We start from the raw sequence: 24,303 nt of genomic DNA, 5'->3' as shown, positions 1-24,303 counted from the left end.
AACAGAGGGTACCCAAGTCTTGAAGAAGCTGTTCAGAGTCATTGGAATACACCGATAAAAGTAATTAACCAAGATGATAATAATCAATTAGTTTATTATTTAGACCAAACACAGCATATTTTAGGAGTTTATGAATTTGAGAATGGAAAATACAAATATAGCAATGAACATAGTGTTGGTATAACCTTTGAATCAGAAGATGGACTACCTTTTTTAGTTTCAGCTAACAATCTTGAAGGTATAGGAAATATTATTCATGGTGCTATTACCACTGATTAACATGAGGTAGAAAAATTTGAAATTCATTATAAAAATGGAGAAATACAAGAAATAAGTGCAAAGAATAATACGTTTATAGCAGAATTCCCACCTTTTTTAACAGTAGAAGAAGTAATGTTTTTTTCTGAAATTGAAAACGCTGTGGGATACGACCAAAATGGAGAGATTGTTGAAAGATGGAACAGGAATGCTGAAATTAAATAATTAAATGTTTCTTTCACTAAAGGGTAGCGTTGTTCCAAGAAGGATTGACGCTTTTTATGTTGATTTTATTGCACTAACGATCAGGTTAATTGAATAACAATTAAAGAGTAAGGGGGAATTTAATTGAAATATATCGGTATTTTTATTGGTCTTTTTGTTCTGTCATACATTATTTTTAATTTAGTAGCACTGGTAACTGGTGCAACAACAAATGAAGAAGAAATGGTAGCTATAATAGTCCTTTGCATTCAAAATATAGCAATTATTACTTTACTAATTTATATTGCACAAAGACTAAGGAAAAAGTAATGCTTTAAAGATAACGGGTGCGTTTCTTCAAGAAGGAGAAGTGCCTTTTTTGTTGAAGTTATTGTACTAACGGAGCAGGTTAGTGGAATAAGGTACCTTTTAAAATCTTAAGGAACCTACTGTAATTTTAGCCGTATGTAGTAGTATAAGTTACTTTAGTAAAGGAGTGCAAAGGATGTCTGAACTATATAAGGCTAGCTTTTTATTAAGAGTGGCAGCTGGTGTTTTGGATTCGATAATTGTTTTCACACCGATCCTATTTACTATTTTTTTAATAACAGGTGACTTCACCTTACAATGGTCGCAAGGAGTTATTTATAATGTCCCCTATTTACTTTATTTAACGGTTATGCCAACTATATGGAAGGGAAATGTCATTGGGAAACGGATTGTAAACATACGGATTGAGAAATTAAATGGGGAAAGTCTAAAAATTTCTGATATGATAATGCGCGAAATTATTGGCAAATTTATTTTAGGCTATGTAACTTTCGGCTTAACGACTATTGCAAGTGCCTTAATGGTTCTAATTCGGAAAGATAAAAGAGCAATTCACGATTTATTGGCGGGAACGCAGGTGTCTTCATAATTATAGAATAGAGAAAAATGAAACTTCAAATTAGGATTACAGTTAAGTTTGTGAAAAGTTGTATTTATGCTAACGGGACTTTTCTGCAACAGGATAGCTTTTTTACTAACGGGCAGTAATGCTGAAGAAATTAGAGGGGGAGAAAATTTGTTTATAGGTCGTATTTTGTTCATACTAGGTTTAATCTTTGTGTTCTTTAGCATTATTGTATTGGTAACGACATTCTTTAATGGCGAAGATGTCATTTTTCCTATATTTGGTTTACTTAATGGTTTAATTGCGATAGGAATTGGAGACTTAGTTATTGATTTAAACCATAGGAAAAGAGAGGAAATAAAAAAATAGGTTGGATGTAATTTTTAAATAGCTAACGGGGGCTTTAACGTAAGAAGGAGTTGTCTTTGCGACAGCTCCTTCTCTATTTGGAACAATGTCTGGTTCTTAAATACGTAAATATACATAGGGAACACTATAAAGTAGAAATTTAACGAAATGAGATAATAAAAGTGAAGTATTTTCTAAGGTTAGTATTAGCTTGTACTGTGATTTCTTGTGTGCCATTGGGAGAACAAGCAAAAGAAATAAAATACAATCATAATAGTATTACTATTTCTGAAATCAAAGGAAAAGTTGATTTTAAAGTTCAAGAACAGGATCGTTCTTTTTTTATTGAACTAATGGAGAGCATTACTGGAACAGAGGTAATGCTTTTTTAATGATGTAAAAAGCAATTACTATAACAAGAGAAACGAAATTTTGTGGTAAAATTAGGAAAACTGTAAGGAGGGGGGAGAGTTAAAAAGGAAAAGAAAAATTTTATTATTAATAGGAATAATATGTTCAATTATTCTAAATTTGTATTTGCTCCAAGAACTTATTAATAGTAACGAAGATTCAAGGATAGCACAGTTTGAAAAAATACAAAATGGAGTTAATTATTCATATAATTTTGGTGATATTCTACGTAACAAATATAAAGATATTTCCTTAAAGGAAATAGCAGAATATCTAACTGCTATGTCTTGGAGTTTGCAACTATCCGTTCATACGCTTGAAATTATTGAGCCAAGAGATGAGAGATATAGAGAGCTTGCAGAGTTATTTAATATTTATAGTCATATTCCATCTTCAAATGATTTAGGGTCTTTGAATAATGAAGAACATGTGTCGGATGGAAAAGTATTAAGCTTACTCGAGTTATGGTTAATTGATATGAAGTATCTTGATGAAAATCTTAATTACAATCAATTAGCCAAGATGAATTACAATGAATTAAGAGCGTATTGGGAAAAGTTATTACAAAATTTACAATATGAAGATGAAGCCCTAAATAAATATAGGCAATCGTTTTAAGGTATTAATTGAATTTAAACTTATTCAAGCAACCGGTGCTTATCTTGAAGAAGGATAAGTCCTTTTTTGTGGAAGTTATTAAGCTAACGGAGAAGATTAGCTAAACAAGGGAATATGATTTTTTGTAATAAATTATGTATGGGGAGGGGTTATATGTATTTACTATTATCAATAATTCTAAGTGCTGTTTTAGGATACATCTTATTGATGATGGGACCGCTTGTTGGAGGTATTGTTGCTTTCGGAATTGTAGTTGGTTGTATTTTTCGAGGATTGTACTTACTAAATGATATTCATAAAAGAATTTTAAATATATCACCCAAAGGAGATAAAGTTCAACAAGTATATAAAAAATATTTAGAGGAAAAAAAGTAAAACAGTTTCTTGAATTAAAGTGTGCATTAATCTAAGAAGGGATTGACGCTTTTTCTTTTGTTATTGTACTAACAGGTTAATTGATTAGAGGGGGAGGAAGATGGATTTTTTAATATACGGTGCAATCTATTTAAATCCAATATTAGCGATAGTATTTTGTCTAAACTTAGTTATAATCTTTAGGAAGATCTCTGCTAATTCTGAAGCTGAGACTGCTAAACATACATTTTGGATGACTATTTCATTTGTATACATTGTTGGAACAATTACAATGGCGAGTTTTATGCAATAAAAGGGTGAAGTAAATCTTCCTCCTGAAAGAATTCTTAATGAATTAACGGGTGCAAGAACTTAAGATCAATAGTGAATCAGAGCTCTTTTTCGTTATTCAAGTAACGGAGCAGGATTATGGAAGTAGAAACGATAAAATGTGGGTATGAACGTTCAAGGGGGACTTAAAATGGAATATGAACTTTGGATACTTATAAGCCTTATTTATCTATTAGTGTTCTATATAATTATTAAAACAGCCGTTTCAAAAGGTATAGATGATTCAAAGTTGATAAGGGAATTAAAAAAAGAGATTAAAGAGTTAAAAAAGCAAAAGGCGGAAGAAAGAAATAGCGAAGAATCTAAACACATTATAAATAGAAAAGCGTAATCTGTTATTGCACTAAAGGGGACGATGCTTCAATAATGAAGGATCGTCTTTTTCTTATTGAAGTAACGGAGCAGATTTGTTTAATAATTAACTTTATATCCAAATAAACACAACAGAACATACATTCGTGTTAAGATATTTATAATAAGTGTTAATTAGGGGGAGAAACATGCAAATTAAAAATATCAACATTAAAGAACGAATGGAACATTATAACGTGAACGGTTTAAGTATTGCTTTGATTGAAAACGGTAAAATTAGCGGAACAGAAAATTATGGTTTACTAGAAGTAAAAAGTAATAGAGAAGTAAATGAGAACTCTATTTTTGGTGCTTGTTCAATTAGCAAGTTCTTAACGGGGATGATGGCTATAAGGCTAATTGAAGAAGGACTTCTTGAATTAGATGAAAATGTAAATGATAGACTTGTGACGTGGACAGTACCCGAAAATGAATATACAAGCAATAAAAAAGTTACCCTAAGAAACTTGCTTAGTCATCAATCTGGAATTAAAGACCCTGAAGGTAGTTTTTCTGAATTTAATTCGGATATAGGTATTCCTTCCATGGTTGAATTGTTAGAAGGAAAAACTCCTTATTGTAAAGTTCCTATTGCAGTACAGTGTGAGCCGGAGAGTGAATTCAACTATTCAGATGCAGCTTTCTGTATTATTCAACAACTAATTGAAGATGTAACGAAAAAACCATTTTATCAAGTGGTAAATGAGTTCATATTTAAGCCATTAGAGATGAAAAACAGCTACTTAAATACTACGTTGTTAGAGATGGAAAAAAATGAATTCTCTTGTGGTCATAACAAATATGGTGAATTAGTAGGTGGAAAATATCCATTGTATCCTTATCCAACTGCTTCTGGACTATGGACAACTTCATTAGATTTTGCTTCATTAGTTCTTGAGCTAATGAATGCTCTTAAAGGAGAAAGTAAAATCGGTATTTCAGAAAGTTTAGCAAAAGAAATGATAACTCCACAAAGAGGAAAAAGTTGGATTGGTCTAGGTGTATTTCTAGAAGGCTCTAATAAAGAGTTAGAAGTATCATCTTTCGGTTGGGGAGTAGGTTTCCAATGTATGATGTTTGCAGTTCCACAATTAGAAAAAGGCGCCGTTATTATGACGAATGCAGAATTAGGTGTTCATCAATTAAAGGGGATTATAGGAGAGATATATAAATCCCTTATTTCTTAAAAAGTGTTACGAGGGGGGTAAAGAAGATGCAAATAGCTTTAGCAAATCCAACTCATATATCTGAAGTTGAATCTTTCTTTAATCAAAATCTAGACCGTGATAACAGTGCAGTTTATTCTGAAGAGTTTTTATGTCCTCTTGGAATTAAAGCTGCTATAAGAAGAAAACAAATGATGATAGCAACAGTAGAAGGTCAAATAGTGGGAGCATTTCGCTTTTATCGAAAAAAAACACAAACTAAAATTTCTTTATATCAGTTTGCGATTAGTGAGGTTTATCGTGGAAAAGGTTTATTAGAAAGAATGTTAAAAACGATAAATGATTTACCTATCGTTGCATTATGTCCGGCAAATTCAACATTCAACAACTACTTTTATAAGACAGGTTGGGAGTTACAAGGTCAAAATGAAGAATTTAAAACGTGGGTTTATTATTCTTGACGTATTATGGGCACTAATATTTTGTGTTATTGAATTAACGGGGGCGGTGCAGAATGAGAGCAGTCGCTTTTGTGTTAACGGTAAAGACTTTTGAAAGAACGGTTCAGATTTTATTTATGATTAAATCAGGTGAAATGTGAGGAGGAACAAGGGTACAGTGCAATTGTAGGAAAGAGAATGTTAATTTACAGAATTCATAGTGTATTGTTGTATATATTCGATGTAAAATATATAATTATTTTAATTGATTCAAGGTGACATGGGGAAGAGCCCATGTTGGCGGCTTTTATTAAGTTAAATACGATTATTATAAATCGTACCGCAGTGCCTCCTACTTTTAGGGGGCACTTTTATTTTGTCTTAATGGAGGGGAAATCATTGTTAAATAAAAAAACTAGTAATCAATTTTCAGATGTATTAGACCATGTAAAGAGAACTTCTAATCAAGTCAATTGTTCTGGAACTGCAACACTAGTTATTCATAACAATTCTATTGTGCTAGAAGAATATACAGGTAAACAGTCGAAAAAGCCTGATGCAAGGAAAGTGCAGTCCGATACCCAGTTTCATGTAGCTTCCGTAAGAAAAAGCTATATAGGGTTTGCTGTGGCATATGCTGTATATCATGGTTATATTAAAAGTATAGATGATTTAGTAGTAAACTATTTACCCGAACTTGAAAAGGATATTTGGGACGGGACAACAATAAGACATTTATTAACGCATACTCATGGGTTAAACGTTAAGAGGAATTCGACATACCGTGAATTTCCAGCAGGGACGAGCTGGTCCTATAAACAAGTAGGTATAGATGCTTTAACAACACTTGTGAAGCGAGTAACTAACAAAACAGTAGCTGATATTCTGCATGAAAAAGTCTTTTTGCCATTACAATTTTCCCAATCGGGTTGGTATGCTAAAAAACATGAAAAGTTGGTAGATGTAATCCTCAGATACGATGGAGACAAAGATTGGTATGAAAGCGAAAGTACAGCAGGTGACAAGATGAATATGTATGTTTCAGCACGAGAGTTGGCGATGTGGGGTTACATGCACTTATTAGAAGGAAACCTTAAAGGGAAACAAATTGTTGAAAAAGAGATAATACACATGGCAACATCCATTCAAAGTCCGCAATGTTTAGATAAAGACTTACCTCAAAATGGCTTTTTGTGGTTTGTAAAAGAACTACCTGCTAAGAAAACTGAAATAGGTGAAAGAGTACCTGTTGGTTCTTTTCAAATCCTTGGTTACACTGGTGTAACCCTATTAGTAATTCCAGAAGAAAGTTTGGTAGCGGTTCGTATGTTTAATAGTTTTGGTTCACCTGATGGCTTCGACTACTTATCTGATGTTAGGTCTTTTGGAGATACCGTTGTTAGCTGTCTGGAAAAAGTAAAATAAAAGATTATTATGCAACTAACCGGGGGCGTTTCTTTTACAGTATGAGACAAAGCGATTGTTCAATATGTAAATCGCTTCTTGTGCTAACGGGCAGTAGAGTTTAATAAAGGGGGTGGTGAATTGGACTTTAAAATTGAAATTTATGAAATAGTCATTTTTATGCTTCTGTACGGTGGTCTTTTTTTAGTTACATTACGTTCAAGCTATTTAAGAAACAAAACATTATTTTATATAAAGTCAGCATTCCTAATAGTTTTATATGTTTTTATATCTATCATTATTTGGTTTATTTACAAAACCGAAGAACATCATATTAACAACCATAGTGGATATGAACCGATTAGTCTTACAAGTGAAGCAATTTTTATGATATTAGGTTTGAGCATTTATAGCATAATTCTGTTATTGTTAGGTGTTTATTTGAAAAGAAAGAGGGCATAAAATTACATAAATCCCTTTTCAACTAACGGGTGCGAGTGTTCAATAAGAGCATTCGCTATTGACTAATGGAGAAGGTTAGTTGCCTTCGATTTTATTTGATCATGAATGGTGTGTTTCAGCGTTTTTGACTTTTGTTATATTTTTTGGGAACTTATTAAGCTAACGAATTCGGTGTTTAAAAATAGCACTCGTTCTTTACTAACGAAGCAGAAGTGTACAAAAGGAATCTGGCTACCCGTTATGATTATCAACTTTTTTTAGACTAAAATATTGTGCGAATTTTGAAACTTTTTCATAAAGATGTCGTATGTATTTTAAAAAGGGAGGAATCTATTTGGGTGGTTTTATACTAAGCTTGCTTCCATTGATATTTTCAATCGGAATAGTTTTTACAATTGTATATTTAATAAATAAGGCTTTGAATAGGCGGTTATAGAAATGTCGGTCTTAATGACATTAGAGCAGTCCCTTTTTAACTAAGTGGTGGCATTCAATAAACAATTGGAGGTGGAGTTGTGAGTTTTTGGATTCCGTTAACTGTTTCATTCGGAATGATGATATTACTTTATACAATAGGCTTTATTGCGGATCTAGATTTCCTCATCATTAAAATTTCATCCTCTTATACTGAAATTTCTCTCTTTCCAATTTTTGTCGGAGTATTATTAGGATTTATTACAGAACGAATCATTAAATACAAATTAAAAAAGTCTGAACAATAAACCTTGTTGTCCTAACGATTGCGTGAGTTGATGGATTAGAATATAGGTGAATTTAAGAACTAAAGGGTGAGAATAAGGTGACTAAGAGGAAGAATTTATATCTCCTATCTCTAATGGTTCTAGCATTTCTAATTTTGTCGGCTGTTCTAAATAATAACTCTAATAATTATGCGAAAAACGCATGTATTGACAACAACAAAACACCAATAGTAGATAAGAGTTTTTTAGCAATTAATTGGACTGTTTCTTGCAAATAGAATGTAACAGTATTATTAACAAACGGAAGCGATTCTTTAAGAAGCTTGAGGAACTCCTTTTATTCACTAAAGAAGCAGGTTAATGAAAGAACAAAAAAATAAAGGAGTGACTAAAGCCCTGATCATATATGCAGAAACACTACGTACAATTAGCTTAGTAATACTTATTATCAGTTCCTCTTTCTATTTTCGGCAATTAGCAAAGACCAAAAAACAAAGGAAACTTTCAGCATTGAATTTACTATGTACATAACCATTCAGATAGCGTATATCTTTTTTACAATAAGTTTATTGATATCTATATTCGCTAAGTGATACGGGAGGATGTAGAATATTGTGGAGTATTCTACTTACTATAGGGGACTTATCTGAAGAGGGATAAGTCCCTTTTTTGTGGAAGTATAACCTTTAATAAATGGTGAGGTTAATGGAAGAAAGCTTTAAGAATAAAGTCTTATATTTAAAGGGGTCAATGCATTTGATTATTTGGTTTAGACACTTGCCACAGAAAAGTATGGATTTGTCAAAGTGGACTCCTTTCATACAAAATGATTGGTTTCGAGAACATTATATGAAGTTTGTATACCTACTTCAGATAATCATTTTTCTGTTTCCACTTTTCTTTCCTACAGGATTCACTAAAATTAATATATATTTTTTAATCATAATAGGTGTCCTTGTTTTCATCATTCACGAATGTCTACACATCTTGGTCATTTACAAAAAAGGTGATATTAGCCTAACGTTTAGCGGCATCTTTTTTTGGCTAAATACAAATGCAATTCTCTCAAAATGTAGATTCTGGGTTTTTATGAGCTTACCCTTTATTCTATTATCGGTTGTGCCAGTTATTGTGTCGTTCTATGTAATTGAGGATATTAAATCGATCCTATTATTTGTAAGTTGGATCAACTCTTTAATTTCTTCTTCAGATATTATTAATTCGTTTCTAATTGCTATTAAACCCAAGAACACAGTTTTTTGCAGAGGCTATTACCGAATAGACCATTTTTAAAAAGTAGGTCAATTGCGTTTGAACTAGAGCCTAAGCACATTAAAAAGACTTAACATAATATCAAACTAAAGGATGCTATTCTTTAAGAAGAATGGCTTTTTCTTCGTGAAGCAAAGGGCAACTAAGGAAAAAAGTTCCGTTTATGCTAAAATTTAAATGGAATACTAATTATCAGATACACTAAAAAGTGAGGATATGCGATGATTGCAAAAACAGAAGAAGATTTTAATGGTTTGAAGGAGATTGGCAAAATTGTTGCCTCCATTAGAGATGAATTGGTACTAAGAACAATTCCTGGCATAACGACTAAAGAACTTGATGATATAGCCGGTGAGCTTTTTCAGATAGAAGGTGCAGTTTCAGCCCCAAAAGGTGAATATGATTTTCCTGGCTACACATGCATTAGTGTTAATGAGGAAGTGGCGCATGGAATTCCTGGTCCTCGGGTTATTCAAGAAGGAGATTTAGTAAATATAGATGTTTCTGGCTCCAAAAACGGTTATTTCGCAGATACAGGAATTTCGTTTGTTGTAGGCGAGGGTGAAGAAATATTAACCAAATTATGCAACGTTGCGAAAAAGGCATTTGAAGCAGGGCTTAAGAAAGCAAAGCCTGGTTCCAAAAAAAGCGGAATTGGAAAAGTAGTATTCCAAACAGCGAGAGAGAATGGATTAACGGTTATCAAAAACCTTACAGGACATGGTATTGGCCGAACAATACACGAAGCACCTAATCACATTTATAATTATAATGATACATGGGATGATGAATTATTAAAGGATGGGATGGTTATCGCATTTGAACCATTTATCTCAACCTTAGAAGAAGAAGTATTCCAAAAAGAAGATGGCTGGACCTATGCTACAGAAAAAAGCTTTGTAGCTCAATTGGAGCATACGATTATCATTACTAAAAATGGGCCAATTATTGTCACACTTTAATTCAATTATTTGCAAGAAGAAATATATGGAGTCTTCCTAAGCAAGGAAGTAGATAAATTTTGTTCTTGATCTAAGTGGTGCTTTACTTCAACCTGAGGTAAAGCACTTTTCTTTTTATTGTAGGAGTATTTAATGAATGGGGGATTTGGCCATTCTATAATGCATAGTAGACACATATTGTGCAGTAAACAAATCCAATCTCTCCTCTAAAAAATCCATATTTAAAGGTGTTATTGCCTTATTTAACGAAATAAAGACCTTATTAAATTATTGATAAAACTTGAAAGGAAAAATGTGTATGCGAAAGGTGATTGGGGATAAGTTATGATAACTAAAAACATCAATGGGCTGTCATTTGAACTGAAGCAAGATTTTGATTTCACTTTTTTATCTGAGTACGGAAATGTTTTTTCGGTATTTGACAAGCAAGATTCTGGTTATTTATGCTTTGGTGTACAAAATAATAACAAAAAACTTTTTATAAAAATGGCAGGAGCAGAAACGATACGAAGTAATGTGGGTACTGATGTGGCAATTACTAGACTTAAATCAACAGTATTAATTTATGAAGACCTTCGCCATCCCATTCTTATTGAGATGATTGAGCATAAGGAAATCGAAAAGGGCTATCTTACCGTTTTTGAGTGGTTTGAAGGAGAGTGTATGGGTAAGCAGTATAATTCATTTGATAAATTTTTAACTCTACCATTAGATAAGAAATTAAGTAACTATCAAGATATACTATTGTTCCATTCACATGTAAACAAGTGTGGATATATTGCCCTTGATTTTTATGATGGCAGTATCATGTATGATTTTATTACTGAGCAGACGAGAATTTGTGATGTGTGGAATTTTACAGTAAAAAACCAGTAAAAAATACTATAGGTCGAATGTGTGGGTCAAGTCGTTACATGTCTCCAGAGGAATCTAAACTAGATGCGGAGATTGATGAAAGGTCAAATGTCTTTTTAATGGGGGCATCTGCTTTTCAGTTATTTGGTGGTGGCATTGAACGTACTATAGATAAGTGGCAAGGTAATGAAAAAATGTATTCGGTGGCATTAAAAGCTGTAAATATAGAAAAGGAAGACCGCTATCAAACAATCGATGAATACATAGAATCTTGGAACAATGCTACGGGCAGTTTTTCTAAAATTAATAGAATTTAGCTTAACAAGAGCTTGCAATAAAAATAAAAAGGCGATAAAATCATCGCCAAATTTAAGCGTCTTAATTTGAACGTTCCTTATGATAAATATAATCAACCCGTTCTTTAGTTTTCATAAGTAGTGAAGCTAAAATTGCAGTGTAAATAGACGTTAAAAGAAGCGCAATCAATCCTACACCAAACAAATTATTATTACCATACATTATGATCACCCCTATTTTCTTTTGATGTTGCAACAATATTTTGCTCTTGGAACTTATATTTATTCAAAAGAATCAAGGAATTGTATCGCAGTTCAACAAATTATGTAGTGAATACGCCTTTCATTGTTGTAGGTACATTTATAACAAAGAGAAAAGACATTCCTTTGGAATGCCTTTTTTTAACAAGTATTTTCTTTTGTAGCAATATCCTTTACAACATCTTCTAAAGTAACACTCCGTAAAACCTTCTCCATTGCCAATTGTGCAGATGTGAAAAATGTTTCAATTGTATCTTGGATGTTTCTACCTACGGGGCATTCAGGATTTGGATTTTCATGAATACTAAACAATTCTTTCTCTTGTACAATATTTACTGCCTTATATACGTCGTACAATGTAATATCAGACAATCCCTTTGCAAGTTTAGCACCTGCAATTCCTGGATGTACCTCTATCAAACCAGCTTTTTTTAGCATTCCCATAAGTTTTCTTATCACGGCTGGGTTCGTGTTAACACTTGTAGCTAAGAATTCAGAAGATGTTACCCCTTCCTTATTCAATTCAATTAGAGTCAATATATGAATTCCGACAGCAAATCGGCTGCTGATGGACATGATCAGTCACCACCCTATTAACTAATCCTTATTAAATTTATTTCCCAATCATGTAATTAATTTGATTACAAGTTTATTATACCAAAACCAGAACAAAATAATATATGTTATTTCACTTGTTGACAAATCGGTTACATGTAACTAAAATGAATACATGTAATCGATGTTGTTACAAATGAACTTGAAATGGGGGAAATATAAATGAAAATTTTAGTTACTGGAGCAACAGGGAAATTAGGTTCCAAGGTTGTAGAATCATTATTGAAGTCAGTACCTGCAAGTGATCTGGTGGTGAGTGTTCGAAACCCAGAGAAAGCAGTTGGACTTGGTGCTCTTGGAGTGGAAGTTCGTCAAGGAGATTTTGATCGTCCAGAAACATTAGATGATGCCTTTACAGGGATTGACCGCCTATTAATTATTTCAGCCGATGGTGACAATGAAACAAGAATTCATCAACATGCTAATGCTGTTCAAGCAGCTGAGCGTGCAGGGGTGAAATTTATTGCTTACACAAGTATAGCTAATGCAACAGAGAGTAATAATTTAATGGCACCTCCTCATATAGCGACAGAAGCAGCCATCATTAAGACGGGTATTCCATATTCCTTCTTACGTAACAATTGGTATTTGGAAAACGAAGTCGGGAGCATCCAAGGGGTAATTGCAGGAGCACCGTGGGTAACTTCCGCAGGAGAAGGTAAAGTAGGCTGGGCACTTCAACAAGATTATGCTGATGCCGCTGCAGCAGTTCTTGCTGGAAACGGCCACGAAAATACAGTGTATGAACTTTCTGGTCCTCTTTTAACTCAAGAAGAATTGGCAGCAGCTCTTGGTAATGTATTAGGTAAAGAAGTACCTGTACAACAAATTAGTGACGAAAAATATGGTGAGATCATGAAAGGAATAGGTTTACCTGATTTTGTAATTCCAATTGTAGTAGGGATTCAAGAGAGCATTAGAAACGGTTCACTAGCAGTTGAAAGCAATGATTTCGAGAAAGTTCTTGGTCGTCCAGTTACGCCGATCAACGAAGCATTGATACAACTTGTTAATACAATTTCTCAAACAAAATAAATTGAAATGAAAACTCAAATAACCGGCATTATGTCGGTTATTTTTTGTGTGTTTTAATTTTATGTAATTTATGAAATAACCAGGTTATAACTTTTGCTATCAAAAGTACAAATACGTACCCAAAGAATAAGTGAAAATAATTAATTTCTCCGTACATTCTAAAAAGTCCAGTATTTACTAAAATAGGCTTTAAAATAAATGCAAATATAGCAGCAGTTATAATAGCGTATAGGTAATAATTTTTATGATTATTTAATGTCCATTGGTAAATTAGCATGAAAGCCACAGGGACCAAGGCGGTGTCAATTGAGACGCTTGGCAGTGCAGGGATAACCTGATAAGGATAATGCCAATACCCTCTATTTATACCGTAAATATCGAGAAATGTAAAAAAAACATGAACGCTATATCCATAAAAACCAATTAGAAATACTTTACTTCGGTCAATTTTGAAATATAGAATAACCAATGGGACTAAAAGAATAGCAATTAAAACCCAAAACTGCCATGTAGAAGGGTTTGAATAGTCTGTCCAATAATTAATTAAAGAATCGGTATTCTCTTTTCTACCGTATAGAATCTTGTCAAATTCATGTAAACGATCCAATTATATTCCTCCCTAATGTTTGCCAATTATACAGTTAGAATAACCTAATCTATTTTGTTTATTAGTAATTTAATAAGGAAGAGTATTATTTCGTATTTCGAGTAACTGTGTTCTACTTATTCACTATTCATCAGATTGTTTTAATTCTATTTTAGAGTTTAAATGAAATACACCGTTAGAAACAGGCACTAAAAAAATAATAAATCATATATAGGAGATATCCGTTTACAATGCTTGAGGAGGATATTATGAAACCTATGTTACCTAGTGAAAAATATTTCGGCAATTTAGAACTAGTTTATGAATTTTATGGGGCTATGCCTACAGGTGTTACTGTTTCAGAAACCGGTCGTATTTTCATCTGCTTCCCGAAATGGGGTGACGATGTTAAATTTACGGTGGCGGAAATTGTTGGGGATAAATTGCAGCCTTATCCTAGTTTACAAACCAATTTGGTTAACCCCGAGAATATCACAACGACTTTCATAAGTGTTCAAAGTGTAGTGGCTGATGGAAGGGGAACAGTTTGGGTATTAGATACAGCAGCACCCAATTTTTCTGAGCCTATAAAAGGAGGGGCAAAATTAGTCGCTGTTGATTTAGAAACCAATACAATTAGAAAAGTATATACCTTTACAGAAGATGTTGTCCTGCCAACAACTTATCTGAATGATGTCCGTTTTGATTTTCGTGTTGGAAAAGCAGGTTATGCCTATATAACGGATTCTTCTTCAAGAGGACCAGGAGCTATTATCGTCGTAGATTTATCAAATGGGAACGCTTTTAGGCGGTTAAATGGTGCGAATTCAACTTCACCCGATCCCTATATGTTACCGAAAGTAGAAGGTAAAATTTTAATGAATCGAAACAAAGATGGTTCAACTTCTCCATTTAGATTGGCAGTTAAATTCAACATTGAAAGGGGCGAGTTTAAAAAATATGAATAAATTTGAAAAGCACAAGGGTTATTCACGCACATTCCAAGAAAGCAAACTTTCACTTGGTTTATTCTTTCCTTTAGAAGCATATAAGGGAAGTATCCCAGTTATGGAATTAAAGCAACAGATCGATCTTGCTCAAATAGCTGAGGAAGCTAATTTTGCTTCTTTATTTGTTAGGGATGTTCCGTTGAATGACCCGACCTTTGGTGATGTTGGTCAAATATATGATCCTTGGGTTTTTCTAGGTTACTTAGCAGCTCAAACAAAAGAGATTGCATTAGGGACTGGGAGCATTGTGACGACACTACGCCATCCACTTCACCTGGCTAAAGCTGCTGCATCTGTAGATCATATATCTAATCAAAGGCTTCTTTTGGGTATTGCAACTGGAGACCGACCTGTTGAATTTTCAGCATATAAAGTTAACCGAGAAGAACGAAGAGAATTATTTCAAGAGTCATTTTTTGTTATGAAAGAGGCATGGAAACAGTCATTCCTACCGATTAACTCACAAAGAGTTAGATTAGAACAAGGAGACATCTTGCCAAAGCCAGCTTTGTCAGATATTCCTGTTTTCGTGACAGGCCGTTCAGGGCAGTCACTAGAATGGATAGCTGAAAACAGTGACGGTTGGATTAGTTACCCGCGAAATATTGATGTACAAGCTGAACTCATTAATGAATGGCGTTCCTTAACGTATGATTTCCAGCCGTTTTCACAATCACTTTATATTGATTTAGCAAAAAATCCGGATGAAGGTCCTACTCCTATTCATCTGGGGTTTAGGAGCGGGTACAAATTTTTAATTGAATTCCTGTATCGCTTACAAGAAATTGGAGTGAATCATGTTATTCTGAATTTAAAATATGGTCAACGTCCGGCAAAGGATGTAATAGATGAATTAGGAGAAAAGGTAGTACCTATGTTTCCTGCATTTAAACAACAGACCTGATGAATTAGGTAAGTAAGGATAAGTAACAATCAAGTTAGCTGAACTTAAGAAACTTTTAAATTGAAGAAGGATCAAAAGGTGGTGAAAGGTATGATGAAACGACCGGAAGATACAAGGGTAGTAGTCGGTATGTCTGGTGGTGTTGATTCATCGGTTACAGCTTTGCTTCTTAAAGAGCAAGGATATGATGTAGTTGGAATTTTTATGAAAAATTGGGATGATACTGATGAAAGTGGTTTCTGTACAGCAACTGAAGACTACGAAGATGTGATTAAGGTTTGTAATCAAATTGGGATCCCGTATTATGCTGTTAATTTTGAAAAACAGTATTGGGATAAAGTGTTCACATACTTTCTGGAGGAGTATAAATCAGGTCGGACACCTAATCCTGACGTCATGTGTAATAAAGAGATCAAGTTTGAGGCGTTTTTTTAAATTATGCGACGTCACTTGGGGCTGACTATATCGCAACAGGTCACTATGCACGAGTCGAAGAAAAAGATGGACACTTCCGATTGTTGCGAGGTGCTGATCATAGCAAAGACCAATCATACTTCCTTAATGCTCTTTCTCAAAAGCAATTATCGAAAACTATGTTTCCGCTTGGGCATTTATCCAAAAAAGAAGTGCGTGAGATTGCGATAGAGGCAGGTCTTGCAACAGCAAAGAAAAAAGATAGTACGGGTATTTGCTTTATCGGTGAACGTAATTTCAAGGAATTTCTAAGTGGCTTTTTGCCAGCTCAACCTGGTGAAATGCAAACCTTAGATGGTGAATTTAAAGGTCACCATGATGGTCTTATGTATTATACTATTGGTCAACGTCAAGGTCTTGGCATTGGCGGATCAGGGGAGCCTTGGTTTGTTATTGGTAAAGACTTAGAGAGTAATGTTCTGATTGTTGGACAAGGGTTTCATAACGAAGGACTTTATACAGAAGGTTTAGAGGCTATTGGTATGAATTGGATTACAACAGATCAAACTTTTAAGCAAGAATTTAGTTGTACCGCCAAGATGAGATACCGTCAAGAGGATCAACAGGTAACTGTTTATCCGCAAGAAGATGGAACAGCTAAGATTTATTTTCACAAAGCACAGCGGGCTATTACCCCAGGACAAGCTGTTGTTCTGTATGATGGTGATATTTGTATTGGTGGGGGAACAATAGACAGTGTAATTAAAAAATGGGAAAATGCTTAAATGGCATTTTCCTTTTTTGGCTGTAAAATCAATCTTCTACTGACCTACATTTGTAAGTGGTTCGATTTTTAAATTAAAATCTACATCAAAATTTGCTTTTTCCCAAAAGTATAGCCAATCTTTTTCACTCATTGGCTTTGAAAAAGGGCTAAGCGTGTTTGTTCCTATTTGCATAGGGTCGACTTTTAACTCTTGCATTTTATTTAATAAATCTGTTGTTTGTTTTTCCAAATAGGATTCAATCTCTTGATTGAAGGCGTAAAAACCTTGATCTTTTAGTATGTTTTTTTCTCCTCGATACTCTTCGATTCTGCCGTCCAGCATGACTTTAAATGAAATTAAAGATTGTTTTTGGTCGAAATTGATTTTGACATTTGAACGAACATGACCGAGGGTTACCGCTAAATCAGGTATGGCAAATAGCTTAAGGTAATGATCATTGGATAGAAGTTGGAAGAGTTGCTCATCCAGTTTTTCTATCGATGTGATTAGTTTGTCTTCAGAAAAAAATGCAGTACCTTCATATATTAAGGAATCTTTGTCTGCTTTAAACACCGGTAAGATTGGAAATGAATATGGAGAGTATAACCTTTTCATGAATTGATGCAAATTGATAATGCTCATTTCACCTTGATTATATTCATCGTAATGTCTAAGCATACTGTATAGAAAATAGTCTAGATTTTCTTGTTGATTTAATTGATTTTGAATGTAATCTTTAAAATTTCCTCTGAAAATTAATAGAAAAAGGCGTTGGGAAATATCCGGGTCTGTTAACATAGATTCTAGGATGGGTCTGATGCCTTTTTTAGCAAGCTCTTCATTAATTAAAACCATTCGTAGTTGTCCCGTTTTCAATTCACGGTAATAAAGTAAATTAAATTCCTTTCCTCCTTCCTCAATGAGGTCAACGTTTAAGGTAAGTAAACGCTTTTTTTCTTTAACAAGTGGCGGCACTAATGTACTAATCTCCAACTTTCCTTCATCTGTTTCACTAATCGACCAGAAAATCACAGGGGCGATATCTTCAACCTCATTATTTTCGACAAATGGAGTACAACCAGCCATTAACACTAGGCTTAACATAGCTATGAAAGAAATCTTTTTCCATGCTTTCATCCTTTAACACGTCCTTTCCATTTAATGGCTAGAAGGAGAAGTGACGGCACAACAAAGTAAGTAATGGCTCCTAACCAAATATGGAGCTTAAGCCAAACGTTTTCCTCTTCGGGACTCCAAAAAAACGAATTAATTAGGATAACCCCTATTAAAATTGTCAGACAAACAATTGCAAAACCAGATTTTGACGTCTGTTTATTCCCTCTTCCTCGGATTATTCGAGTGGCTCCATAAAAGTAAAGCAAGTAAAGAGAAATAATGAAAACGAAAGGAAACATATAGAATGAAATGAGCAGAATATCGATTCTTTCAAAAATAGGCCATTGAAGATATCGAACCATGTTCACTACGGGATATTTGATTTTTTCTAAATAGTCTGAGCTAAAGAATAACACTGATGAAATAAACAATAGCAAATACTCTAAAATAGCAAGCGCATTAGCAAACGTCCAATATTTTAACTTGTTTTGATCTGGATTAAGCCAGGGTGATAAAATAATTAAGTATTCTGGTCCTGAAAAAGAGGACCAAATGAGTAATAACGCTTTCCACGAATCCGACGACCATTCTACAGGTATTATAGGATACAAATCATGAACCGAAGCAATCGGCGGAAGTAAAAAAGGGTGAAGGGTAAACATTAACCAGATTGTGCAAAAAAATGCAATCACAGAGAAAAGAATAGCTTTCTCTAGTCCTTGCGAGGCAAGGTAATATACGACGATAAACAGAAAAAGAACCATCCAGTTACTGTTAATTGAGGGGAATATAAATTGATTTGCAATTTCTACATACCCTACTGAGAATACAGATATTTTAATGAAAATCATAAATAAACCGACAATTGCAAAAATACGAACCATACCTGTACCAAAAAGCTGGACAAAGCCTTCATAGCCCTTTGACAAAACACCAGAAGAAAATGACTTTGATAGCATCCATAAATTGAAATGAGATAAAATTCCCATGATAATAATTCCCCAAATCATGTGAGGATGCACCAAATACGCAGGCATCAATAAGACTAAATAAAGCCCCTGCATTCTGTTGACCATAAAAAAAACATAAACTCCGCTTAAGGTAGATGTTTTATTAAATAATGCTGTCACGTGATTTTCTCCTTTTGCTGTATCTCCATTTTTGCAAAGGATGTAAATGTTCAGGACGAGATTTCATCCAAGTTAAAGGAACACGAATAAAAAGATCCTTCCAATCACTCCAATAAAACGGGGTGAAAGGTGCTAAATATGGCTGCTTTAACGAAGTCAGACCATTTAAATGAACGAGGAGCAAAATTCCCCCAAGTACCATTCCATAAATACCAAGAACAGATGCAAGTAGAAGAAATACAAATTGAAGCAATGCGTTTGATTTAGTCATTAAATAATTCGGAACTAAAAATGATGCAATCGCCGAAATAGCTATTAAAACTACCAATACTTTACTGGCAAAAGCGGCAGCAACTGTTGCTTCTCCAATAATAATACCGCCAATCAACCCTAATGTTTGCCCTGTTTTTGTCGGCATTCGTAAACTGGCTTCTTTTATAATCTCCAGGACGATTAACATTAGCATAGCTTCCCAGAATGGCGTAAAGGGTAATTTGCTTCTTGACTCTAATAGAACAAATAGAATTTGTAGAGGAATCATCTGATAATGATGTGTCGATAACGCTACATACAAAGGAATTAACATTATTGAAATGATAAAACTCAGAAATCGCAGACTACGTAAGAAACTAGCAATCGTCCAGCGAAGAAAATAATCTTCTGGGGATTGAAAAAGGTGAAAGAAAGTGATCGGAGCAATTAATGCAAACGGTGTACCGTCCACTAACAAAATAATTTTCCCGACACCCAGAGAATAAGCGCAAGAATCAGGTCGATCGGTTTGTAGAAACTGCGGAAATAAAGTATGCTCATGATCTTCCATGAATGCTGCAACTTGGGATGAATCAAGAAATTGATCGAAATCAATATTGGAAATTTTACTTTTAGCCAGAGAAATATAATCCGGATTTGTTAATCCTTCGATATACATCATTACAACTTTTGTTTTACTGAGAGAACCTATTGTAAAGCTCTCTGTTTTAAGGGATGTCAAGGGAATCCGCTTGCGAATTAATGCGATATTTTGATCAATTTGTTCAATAAAGCTATCATGAGGTCCATTTATAATGGTTTCCGTTTGAGATGGTTGGATCGAACGATTTAATTGATTTTCAAGACGAACAGCCCACCAAGAATTGTCCAAGGAATCATTTAATAGTATCGACCCGTTTATTATTTCTTCTTGAGCTTCGGACAATGTGGTAATCTCTGAAACTTTAGCATTTGTAATACAATCAAGCACACGGTCCCCGGAACAGTGGATTAATGGTTCGATAATACATTCATTTAAGCGCTCCTGATCGATTAACGTTTTTATGTATAAAAGTGTAACTTTCTGTTCCCTATTTTTTTTGCGTTCAACGATTTCTGCATCATGCATATTGGTTAAAAGGCTTTTTAGTGCTGCAATAGTTATGTCTTCAAACTTATCATCATTATTATTTTTTTCAGACTTACTTTCTTTACTTAACACTATTGCTCACCACCTAAAATAAATGATTTCGGTGATACTCTTAGTATACCCACTTCTTTTATTTGACGGGAATTTAACTGAGTTTTTAAGGAATATGCTCCAGAAACCCAGTATGTATCTCAAGTTATTATGATTCGATGATCTATATATTATTCCAAAAAGAGGAATTAATGGAGGCTCCTGTTACAAGTTGGTAGCCAATATCCACTTTTTCACTCGCTGAACCTGATAATGGAACTACAGACTGAATTGATAAAGAAGATTGTTCCAAACCTTAAGATATTTCTTTTTCCACATGAACATGGGGACGGTTCTCATGTTTCTTTCGTTTTGCTAAACGAAGCAAACACAAGAACCGTCCCCCTGTTTTTCTTCTTGACTCTCATTAGTTTACAGGATTGAGATTTTTCGTGTTTGATCAAATATTATGCAACAAAAAAGAGTAGGAACGTTTTAAAATTTTCGCCTACTCCTTTGTTTATTTAAAAAAATTGTAGAAAATTCTTTGGTTATTAGATCTATCTTTATAAAACCATCTGTGGTAAATGCGTGATATGTAATAAGAAAACCACATTGTGACAAAGCTCCAATACCATTTCCAATTGTTATACTTAATTAGATTAGTGTATTTTACAGCAAATATTTCGAAACCAGTAATTATTGATGTATGGATAAAGTAATAAATAAGTTTTACAACGTTATTACTCTTTTCTGGATAATATAAATTGAATAATGAACATAACGCAGGATAGACAAAGTATTCAAATGTAAAACTTGATTTGTTTGCTTTTTTGAAGAATAGACGATTTGGATAAGAAATTAGATTTTTTTCGACTACAAGTAAACCGAAAAGCCATGTAACTACTTGTTTAAACAAAAAGGATATATGGGCTTCCCGTATTCTGTTTTTAGGAACATATTTGATTAATAATATCGACGTTATGATCCAGGCTGATATTTCAATTGTTTTATCTAATTTATTATTCATAAGTATGTCACCTCCCTAAATATAGGTTGGCAATAATCTGAAATTTTATGTGAGGTATATAAATGTCTATTGCACAGTACAAGAATACTGTTCAGCAGGAAATAAAAAAGGACGATTACCACTAAATTGGCGATCGTCCTTCTTTAACTATAGGTAGCTCTAATTAAAGAAGGATTAAAGCTTCTTTTATTGAACTATAGAGCAGGGATACTTGAAGTTGTGTTTAACAATCAGGACATATTGAGAGTATTTTTAAAACTTTGGATATAACGTTGAAATAAGCTCTGTTTACGAGGGGATCGGTCTTGGCAACTTTTCTGTTCTGTCTCATTTTGATCTTGAAAATAATTTTGCAATGGTTCAAAGGGAGCTATCTCTCCTATCGAAAGAAATAAATATTTATGCCTCGAACAAAGATTGCGCTGTACGTGTAAAGGGAGACAAAATTGACGTTTTTGGTAATGTATTTTTAATTTCCAACTCAAAGATTCAGAAATTGGATGAGACGCTCTAATTGTAGTTAAAAGTAGGAGTTTACCTAGTGGGTTTTATCACTTCTTATATATCTTTAAATATTTTTCATAAAATGTCATTAAGAGAAAACTCTTAATTGCCTTAACATATGTAATGGTTTATAACCTTTTATTGGTTAACAGTACAAACGATCACTTTGTAAGTGATTGTTTCTTCGTATTGGACCTATAATGCACAGCAAGGATATTTATTTTTAGAAGGCTTTGTGAAAGGTTGTACTAACGAAGAAAGGAGTTATATTGAATAAGAAAAGCAACCGCGTTAGGGGGTTGCTTTGGTCACTTCTAAATGTATTTTCTCTTAATGTGTCCACTATTAATTGCGTCAATGGCTTTCTTTATACGTACATCATCGCCCAGTGCATCTAAAAGAGTAATGCCCTCAATTGTAACAAGGGCAAGAGCAGCCATTTGTTCTTTATTTTCTCCTTCTTCCACTTGAATTACTTCCATGTAAAACTCATAAAAGATATCCAAGATTTCCTTTGCTATGGAGTTGAAGGGGTCACTATCCTTTGATGCAACCGCAATTAATTCAAGGTACAGTTTCATATATGGACGTACCTGGGGATCTTGCATCAAATTATATAGATAGGGAACTAGGTTTTGGAATGAGAGTTTCTCCATTTCTGTATTGTGCAGCATATGAACCAGCCTTTTTGAAATGAAGGATAGAACTGCCGTAAGTAATTCCTCTTTGTCATTAAAATAATGAAGAAGCATTCTGTCACTTGTATCAGCTGCTTTTGCAAGGTTACGTAGACTAGCGGATTGAAGACCATTTAATAGAATATAGTCAGCAGTTTTTTCTATAATTTCATGTCTTCTTTTTTCTCCTTTTTTCATATAAAACTCCTTATTGCCTTTTTCTGTAGTATAATCTACATTTTCATACTGAAGCAATAATGAAGTGAATTCTCAGCTGTTTCAAGTGTAGCAGTAGCTACATTTTTATTGACAAAAAGTGTAACGGGTGCTACATTATAAATGTAACGGATGCTACACTTTTTGCGAAAGGGATGGTGGAGTTGGTAAGTGAGAGGGATGGAATGAAGTATGATGCGAAGGATCGTAACAAATTCCCAAATGTGATGCTAATACCAAAAGCTTTACTCGTTTTAGTGATCGTATTATTTTCTATTTTGACAGGTTTTTCCGTTTATCATCATGGTGTTCTGGGTATTTTTTCTCAGGCATTTAGCAATTATGCTTCCATGCAAGTATTCTTCGATTTGTTTATTGCGCTAATTTTAGTGCTTGTGTGGATGTGGTGTGATGCGAAGAAAACGAATCGCTCTTTCTGGCCATGGGCTTTAATTACATTAACAATCGGCTCTTTCGGTCCACTATTGTACTTGTTACTACGCAAGCGGAGCTAATGAGTTAGGCTTTTTCTAAAAAACATATACTAAGGTACCGAATAGTTGAACAAGGGGCTTTCGAATGCGGTCATCTTCAATTAACTAAACAATGCCCCTTGCTGCCAGTACAAACATACTGTTCATCAAACCAACAGGACGATAACTATAAATTGATTATCGTCCTTCTTAAACTAATAAGAGCAAGAGTTTTAGAAGGGATCGTAATAGCTACGATCCTTTTTCTTATTGAAGTAAAGGAGCAGTAAAATCAGTAGTAGTAATTCGTATACGAGCAGCAAAACTTAGAGGGACATTTTGAAAAATTGCACTAAACTAAAACCAGGTACTAATTCTTTAAAGGCGTCAGCTTATAGGTTCAACGCCTTTAACCCTTTGGTTAACCACCATTAATAATTACATCCATTACATATCTTCTATCATGGAAGAATAGTTCGTTTCCATAGAGACACAGATTATTTTTATAATAATTTATGATGAACGCTTCTTCATTTTGAGTGATAAAAATATAATAGCCTAACAAATCAATAGACTTTACATTCCTCATTGGCTTTGTCTGATTACTTGATAAAAGAATGAATTCTTTAATTCTAGATAAGAGAACATAGTCTTTTATTGTAATACTGTACCGTTCATTCTTCTCTAAAATAATCAATTCTATAAAATTATTAATATTAAAATCTCTTATTGACTTTTGTACATCCATGTCTAAACCTCCGTCCTAAACTACCTATGATCCCTTT

General features: G+C 33.8%; 27 protein-coding genes and 3 pseudogenes. 22 read left to right on the top strand and 8 right to left on the bottom strand.

The window, feature by feature from the left end:
• Positions 1-606: 606 nt before the first annotated feature.
• The 16 genes from ACFYKX_RS04200 to ACFYKX_RS04125 all read left to right on the top strand — a co-directional run bounded on the left by ACFYKX_RS04200 (position 607) and on the right by ACFYKX_RS04125 (position 11,369).
• Entirely contained in the window at positions 607-792 is a 186-nt protein-coding gene (locus ACFYKX_RS04200) for a hypothetical protein (RefSeq protein WP_389358342.1), read from the top strand.
• Between the two features lie 175 nt (positions 793-967).
• Positions 968-1,381 (top strand): RDD family protein, encoded by a 414-nt coding sequence (locus tag ACFYKX_RS04195; protein ID WP_389358340.1) that lies wholly within the window; start codon positions 968-970, stop codon positions 1,379-1,381.
• A 147-nt stretch (positions 1,382-1,528) separates the two neighbouring features.
• A complete protein-coding gene (locus ACFYKX_RS04190; protein ID WP_389358338.1) occupies positions 1,529-1,726 on the top strand; it encodes a hypothetical protein in 198 nt (65 codons plus the stop codon).
• 161 nt (positions 1,727-1,887) lie between these two features.
• Complete coding sequence (locus ACFYKX_RS04185; protein WP_389358336.1) at positions 1,888-2,097, top strand: hypothetical protein; 210 nt, start codon at positions 1,888-1,890, stop codon at positions 2,095-2,097.
• 301 nt (positions 2,098-2,398) lie between these two features.
• Positions 2,399-2,734 (top strand): hypothetical protein, encoded by a 336-nt coding sequence (locus ACFYKX_RS04180; RefSeq protein ID WP_389358334.1) that lies wholly within the window; start codon positions 2,399-2,401, stop codon positions 2,732-2,734.
• 153 nt (positions 2,735-2,887) lie between these two features.
• Positions 2,888-3,109, top strand: a complete 222-nt coding sequence (locus tag ACFYKX_RS04175) for a hypothetical protein (RefSeq protein ID WP_389358332.1) — start codon at positions 2,888-2,890, stop codon at positions 3,107-3,109.
• Positions 3,110-3,569: 460 nt separating this feature from the next.
• On the top strand, positions 3,570-3,770 hold the full coding sequence (locus ACFYKX_RS04170) for a hypothetical protein (protein ID WP_389358330.1): 201 nt from the start codon (positions 3,570-3,572) through the stop codon (positions 3,768-3,770).
• 169 nt (positions 3,771-3,939) lie between these two features.
• Complete coding sequence (locus tag ACFYKX_RS04165; protein WP_389358328.1) at positions 3,940-4,977, top strand: serine hydrolase domain-containing protein; 1,038 nt, start codon at positions 3,940-3,942, stop codon at positions 4,975-4,977.
• A gap of 26 nt (positions 4,978-5,003) precedes the next feature.
• Complete coding sequence (locus ACFYKX_RS04160) at positions 5,004-5,417, top strand: GNAT family N-acetyltransferase (protein WP_389358326.1); 414 nt, start codon at positions 5,004-5,006, stop codon at positions 5,415-5,417.
• Between the two features lie 378 nt (positions 5,418-5,795).
• Positions 5,796-6,821 carry a serine hydrolase domain-containing protein gene (locus ACFYKX_RS04155; protein ID WP_389358324.1) on the top strand — a complete coding sequence of 342 codons (1,026 nt, stop codon included), beginning with the start codon at positions 5,796-5,798 and terminating at the stop codon, positions 6,819-6,821.
• A gap of 120 nt (positions 6,822-6,941) precedes the next feature.
• Positions 6,942-7,262, top strand: coding sequence for a peptide ABC transporter permease (locus ACFYKX_RS04150; RefSeq protein ID WP_389358322.1), 321 nt, complete (start codon positions 6,942-6,944; stop codon positions 7,260-7,262).
• Positions 7,263-7,777: 515 nt separating this feature from the next.
• Positions 7,778-7,984: an ATPase gene (locus ACFYKX_RS04145; protein WP_389358320.1), complete on the top strand. Its 207-nt coding sequence runs from the start codon at positions 7,778-7,780 to the stop codon at positions 7,982-7,984.
• Between the two features lie 729 nt (positions 7,985-8,713).
• Positions 8,714-9,256, top strand: a complete 543-nt coding sequence (locus tag ACFYKX_RS04140; RefSeq protein ID WP_389358318.1) for a DUF3267 domain-containing protein — start codon at positions 8,714-8,716, stop codon at positions 9,254-9,256.
• A 200-nt stretch (positions 9,257-9,456) separates the two neighbouring features.
• Complete coding sequence (gene map / locus ACFYKX_RS04135; protein ID WP_389358316.1) at positions 9,457-10,197, top strand: type I methionyl aminopeptidase; 741 nt, start codon at positions 9,457-9,459, stop codon at positions 10,195-10,197.
• 324 nt (positions 10,198-10,521) lie between these two features.
• Entirely contained in the window at positions 10,522-11,073 is a 552-nt protein-coding gene (locus ACFYKX_RS04130) for a hypothetical protein (protein ID WP_389358314.1), read from the top strand.
• 38 nt (positions 11,074-11,111) lie between these two features.
• Positions 11,112-11,369, top strand: a complete 258-nt coding sequence (locus ACFYKX_RS04125) for a hypothetical protein (RefSeq protein WP_389358312.1) — start codon at positions 11,112-11,114, stop codon at positions 11,367-11,369.
• Positions 11,370-11,750: 381 nt separating this feature from the next.
• On the opposite strand, the gene ACFYKX_RS04120 is transcribed toward ACFYKX_RS04125, so the two are convergent.
• On the bottom strand, positions 11,751-12,185 hold the full coding sequence (locus ACFYKX_RS04120; RefSeq protein ID WP_389358310.1) for an Rrf2 family transcriptional regulator: 435 nt from the start codon (positions 12,183-12,185) through the stop codon (positions 11,751-11,753).
• 201 nt (positions 12,186-12,386) lie between these two features.
• On the opposite strand from ACFYKX_RS04120, the gene ACFYKX_RS04115 reads away from it, so the two are divergent.
• Complete coding sequence (locus tag ACFYKX_RS04115) at positions 12,387-13,259, top strand: SDR family oxidoreductase (protein ID WP_389358308.1); 873 nt, start codon at positions 12,387-12,389, stop codon at positions 13,257-13,259.
• Between the two features lie 37 nt (positions 13,260-13,296).
• Here the strand turns inward: ACFYKX_RS04115 and ACFYKX_RS04110 are convergent, their stop codons facing one another.
• Entirely contained in the window at positions 13,297-13,866 is a 570-nt protein-coding gene (locus tag ACFYKX_RS04110) for a CBO0543 family protein (RefSeq protein WP_389358306.1), read from the bottom strand.
• Positions 13,867-14,114: 248 nt separating this feature from the next.
• On the opposite strand from ACFYKX_RS04110, the pseudogene ACFYKX_RS04105 reads away from it, so the two are divergent.
• The 3 genes and pseudogenes from ACFYKX_RS04105 to mnmA all read left to right on the top strand — a co-directional run.
• Positions 14,115-14,768: pseudogene (locus ACFYKX_RS04105) on the top strand (L-dopachrome tautomerase-related protein); the annotation flags it as partial.
• Positions 14,769-14,805: 37 nt separating this feature from the next.
• Positions 14,806-15,759 carry an LLM class oxidoreductase gene (locus tag ACFYKX_RS04100; protein WP_389358304.1) on the top strand — a complete coding sequence of 318 codons (954 nt, stop codon included), beginning with the start codon at positions 14,806-14,808 and terminating at the stop codon, positions 15,757-15,759.
• Between the two features lie 90 nt (positions 15,760-15,849).
• Positions 15,850-16,958 (top strand): annotated as a pseudogene (mnmA, locus tag ACFYKX_RS04095) (tRNA 2-thiouridine(34) synthase MnmA).
• A 36-nt stretch (positions 16,959-16,994) separates the two neighbouring features.
• Here the strand turns inward: mnmA and ACFYKX_RS04090 are convergent.
• From ACFYKX_RS04090 to ACFYKX_RS04075, 4 genes are all read right to left on the bottom strand, one after another.
• On the bottom strand, positions 16,995-18,077 hold the full coding sequence (locus tag ACFYKX_RS04090; protein WP_389358302.1) for a Ger(x)C family spore germination protein: 1,083 nt from the start codon (positions 18,075-18,077) through the stop codon (positions 16,995-16,997).
• Positions 18,074-19,186, bottom strand: coding sequence for a GerAB/ArcD/ProY family transporter (locus tag ACFYKX_RS04085; RefSeq protein WP_389358300.1), 1,113 nt, complete (start codon positions 19,184-19,186; stop codon positions 18,074-18,076). Before ACFYKX_RS04085 ends, ACFYKX_RS04090 begins: the two co-directional genes overlap by 4 nt.
• Complete coding sequence (locus ACFYKX_RS04080) at positions 19,170-20,660, bottom strand: spore germination protein (RefSeq protein WP_389358298.1); 1,491 nt, start codon at positions 20,658-20,660, stop codon at positions 19,170-19,172. Before ACFYKX_RS04080 ends, ACFYKX_RS04085 begins: the two co-directional genes overlap by 17 nt.
• A gap of 478 nt (positions 20,661-21,138) precedes the next feature.
• The gene (locus ACFYKX_RS04075; RefSeq protein ID WP_389358296.1) at positions 21,139-21,648 is read right to left on the bottom strand and encodes a CBO0543 family protein; all 510 of its coding nucleotides are present in this window, start codon (positions 21,646-21,648) and stop codon (positions 21,139-21,141) included.
• Positions 21,649-21,904: 256 nt separating this feature from the next.
• On the opposite strand from ACFYKX_RS04075, the pseudogene ACFYKX_RS04070 reads away from it, so the two are divergent.
• Positions 21,905-22,162: pseudogene (locus ACFYKX_RS04070) on the top strand (cyanophycinase); the annotation flags it as partial.
• Between the two features lie 304 nt (positions 22,163-22,466).
• On the opposite strand, the gene ACFYKX_RS04065 reads toward ACFYKX_RS04070, so the two are convergent.
• On the bottom strand, positions 22,467-23,027 hold the full coding sequence (locus ACFYKX_RS04065; protein WP_389358294.1) for a TetR/AcrR family transcriptional regulator: 561 nt from the start codon (positions 23,025-23,027) through the stop codon (positions 22,467-22,469).
• A 203-nt stretch (positions 23,028-23,230) separates the two neighbouring features.
• Here ACFYKX_RS04065 and ACFYKX_RS04060 point away from each other — a divergent pair, with 203 nt between their 5' ends.
• Positions 23,231-23,560 carry a DUF2834 domain-containing protein gene (locus ACFYKX_RS04060; protein ID WP_389358290.1) on the top strand — a complete coding sequence of 110 codons (330 nt, stop codon included), beginning with the start codon at positions 23,231-23,233 and terminating at the stop codon, positions 23,558-23,560.
• 379 nt (positions 23,561-23,939) lie between these two features.
• Here ACFYKX_RS04060 and ACFYKX_RS04055 read toward each other — a convergent pair whose 3' ends face one another.
• Positions 23,940-24,266, bottom strand: a complete 327-nt coding sequence (locus ACFYKX_RS04055) for a hypothetical protein (protein WP_389358289.1) — start codon at positions 24,264-24,266, stop codon at positions 23,940-23,942.
• Positions 24,267-24,303: the final 37 nt, after the last annotated feature.

Origin of the sequence: Cytobacillus spartinae (assembly GCF_042865285.1) — a bacterium.
Lineage (GTDB): Bacteria > Bacillota > Bacilli > Bacillales > Cytobacillaceae > Robertmurraya_A > Robertmurraya_A spartinae.
Note: the sequence above shows the minus strand (reverse complement) of the source record. Positions and strands in the feature narration are given on the sequence as shown.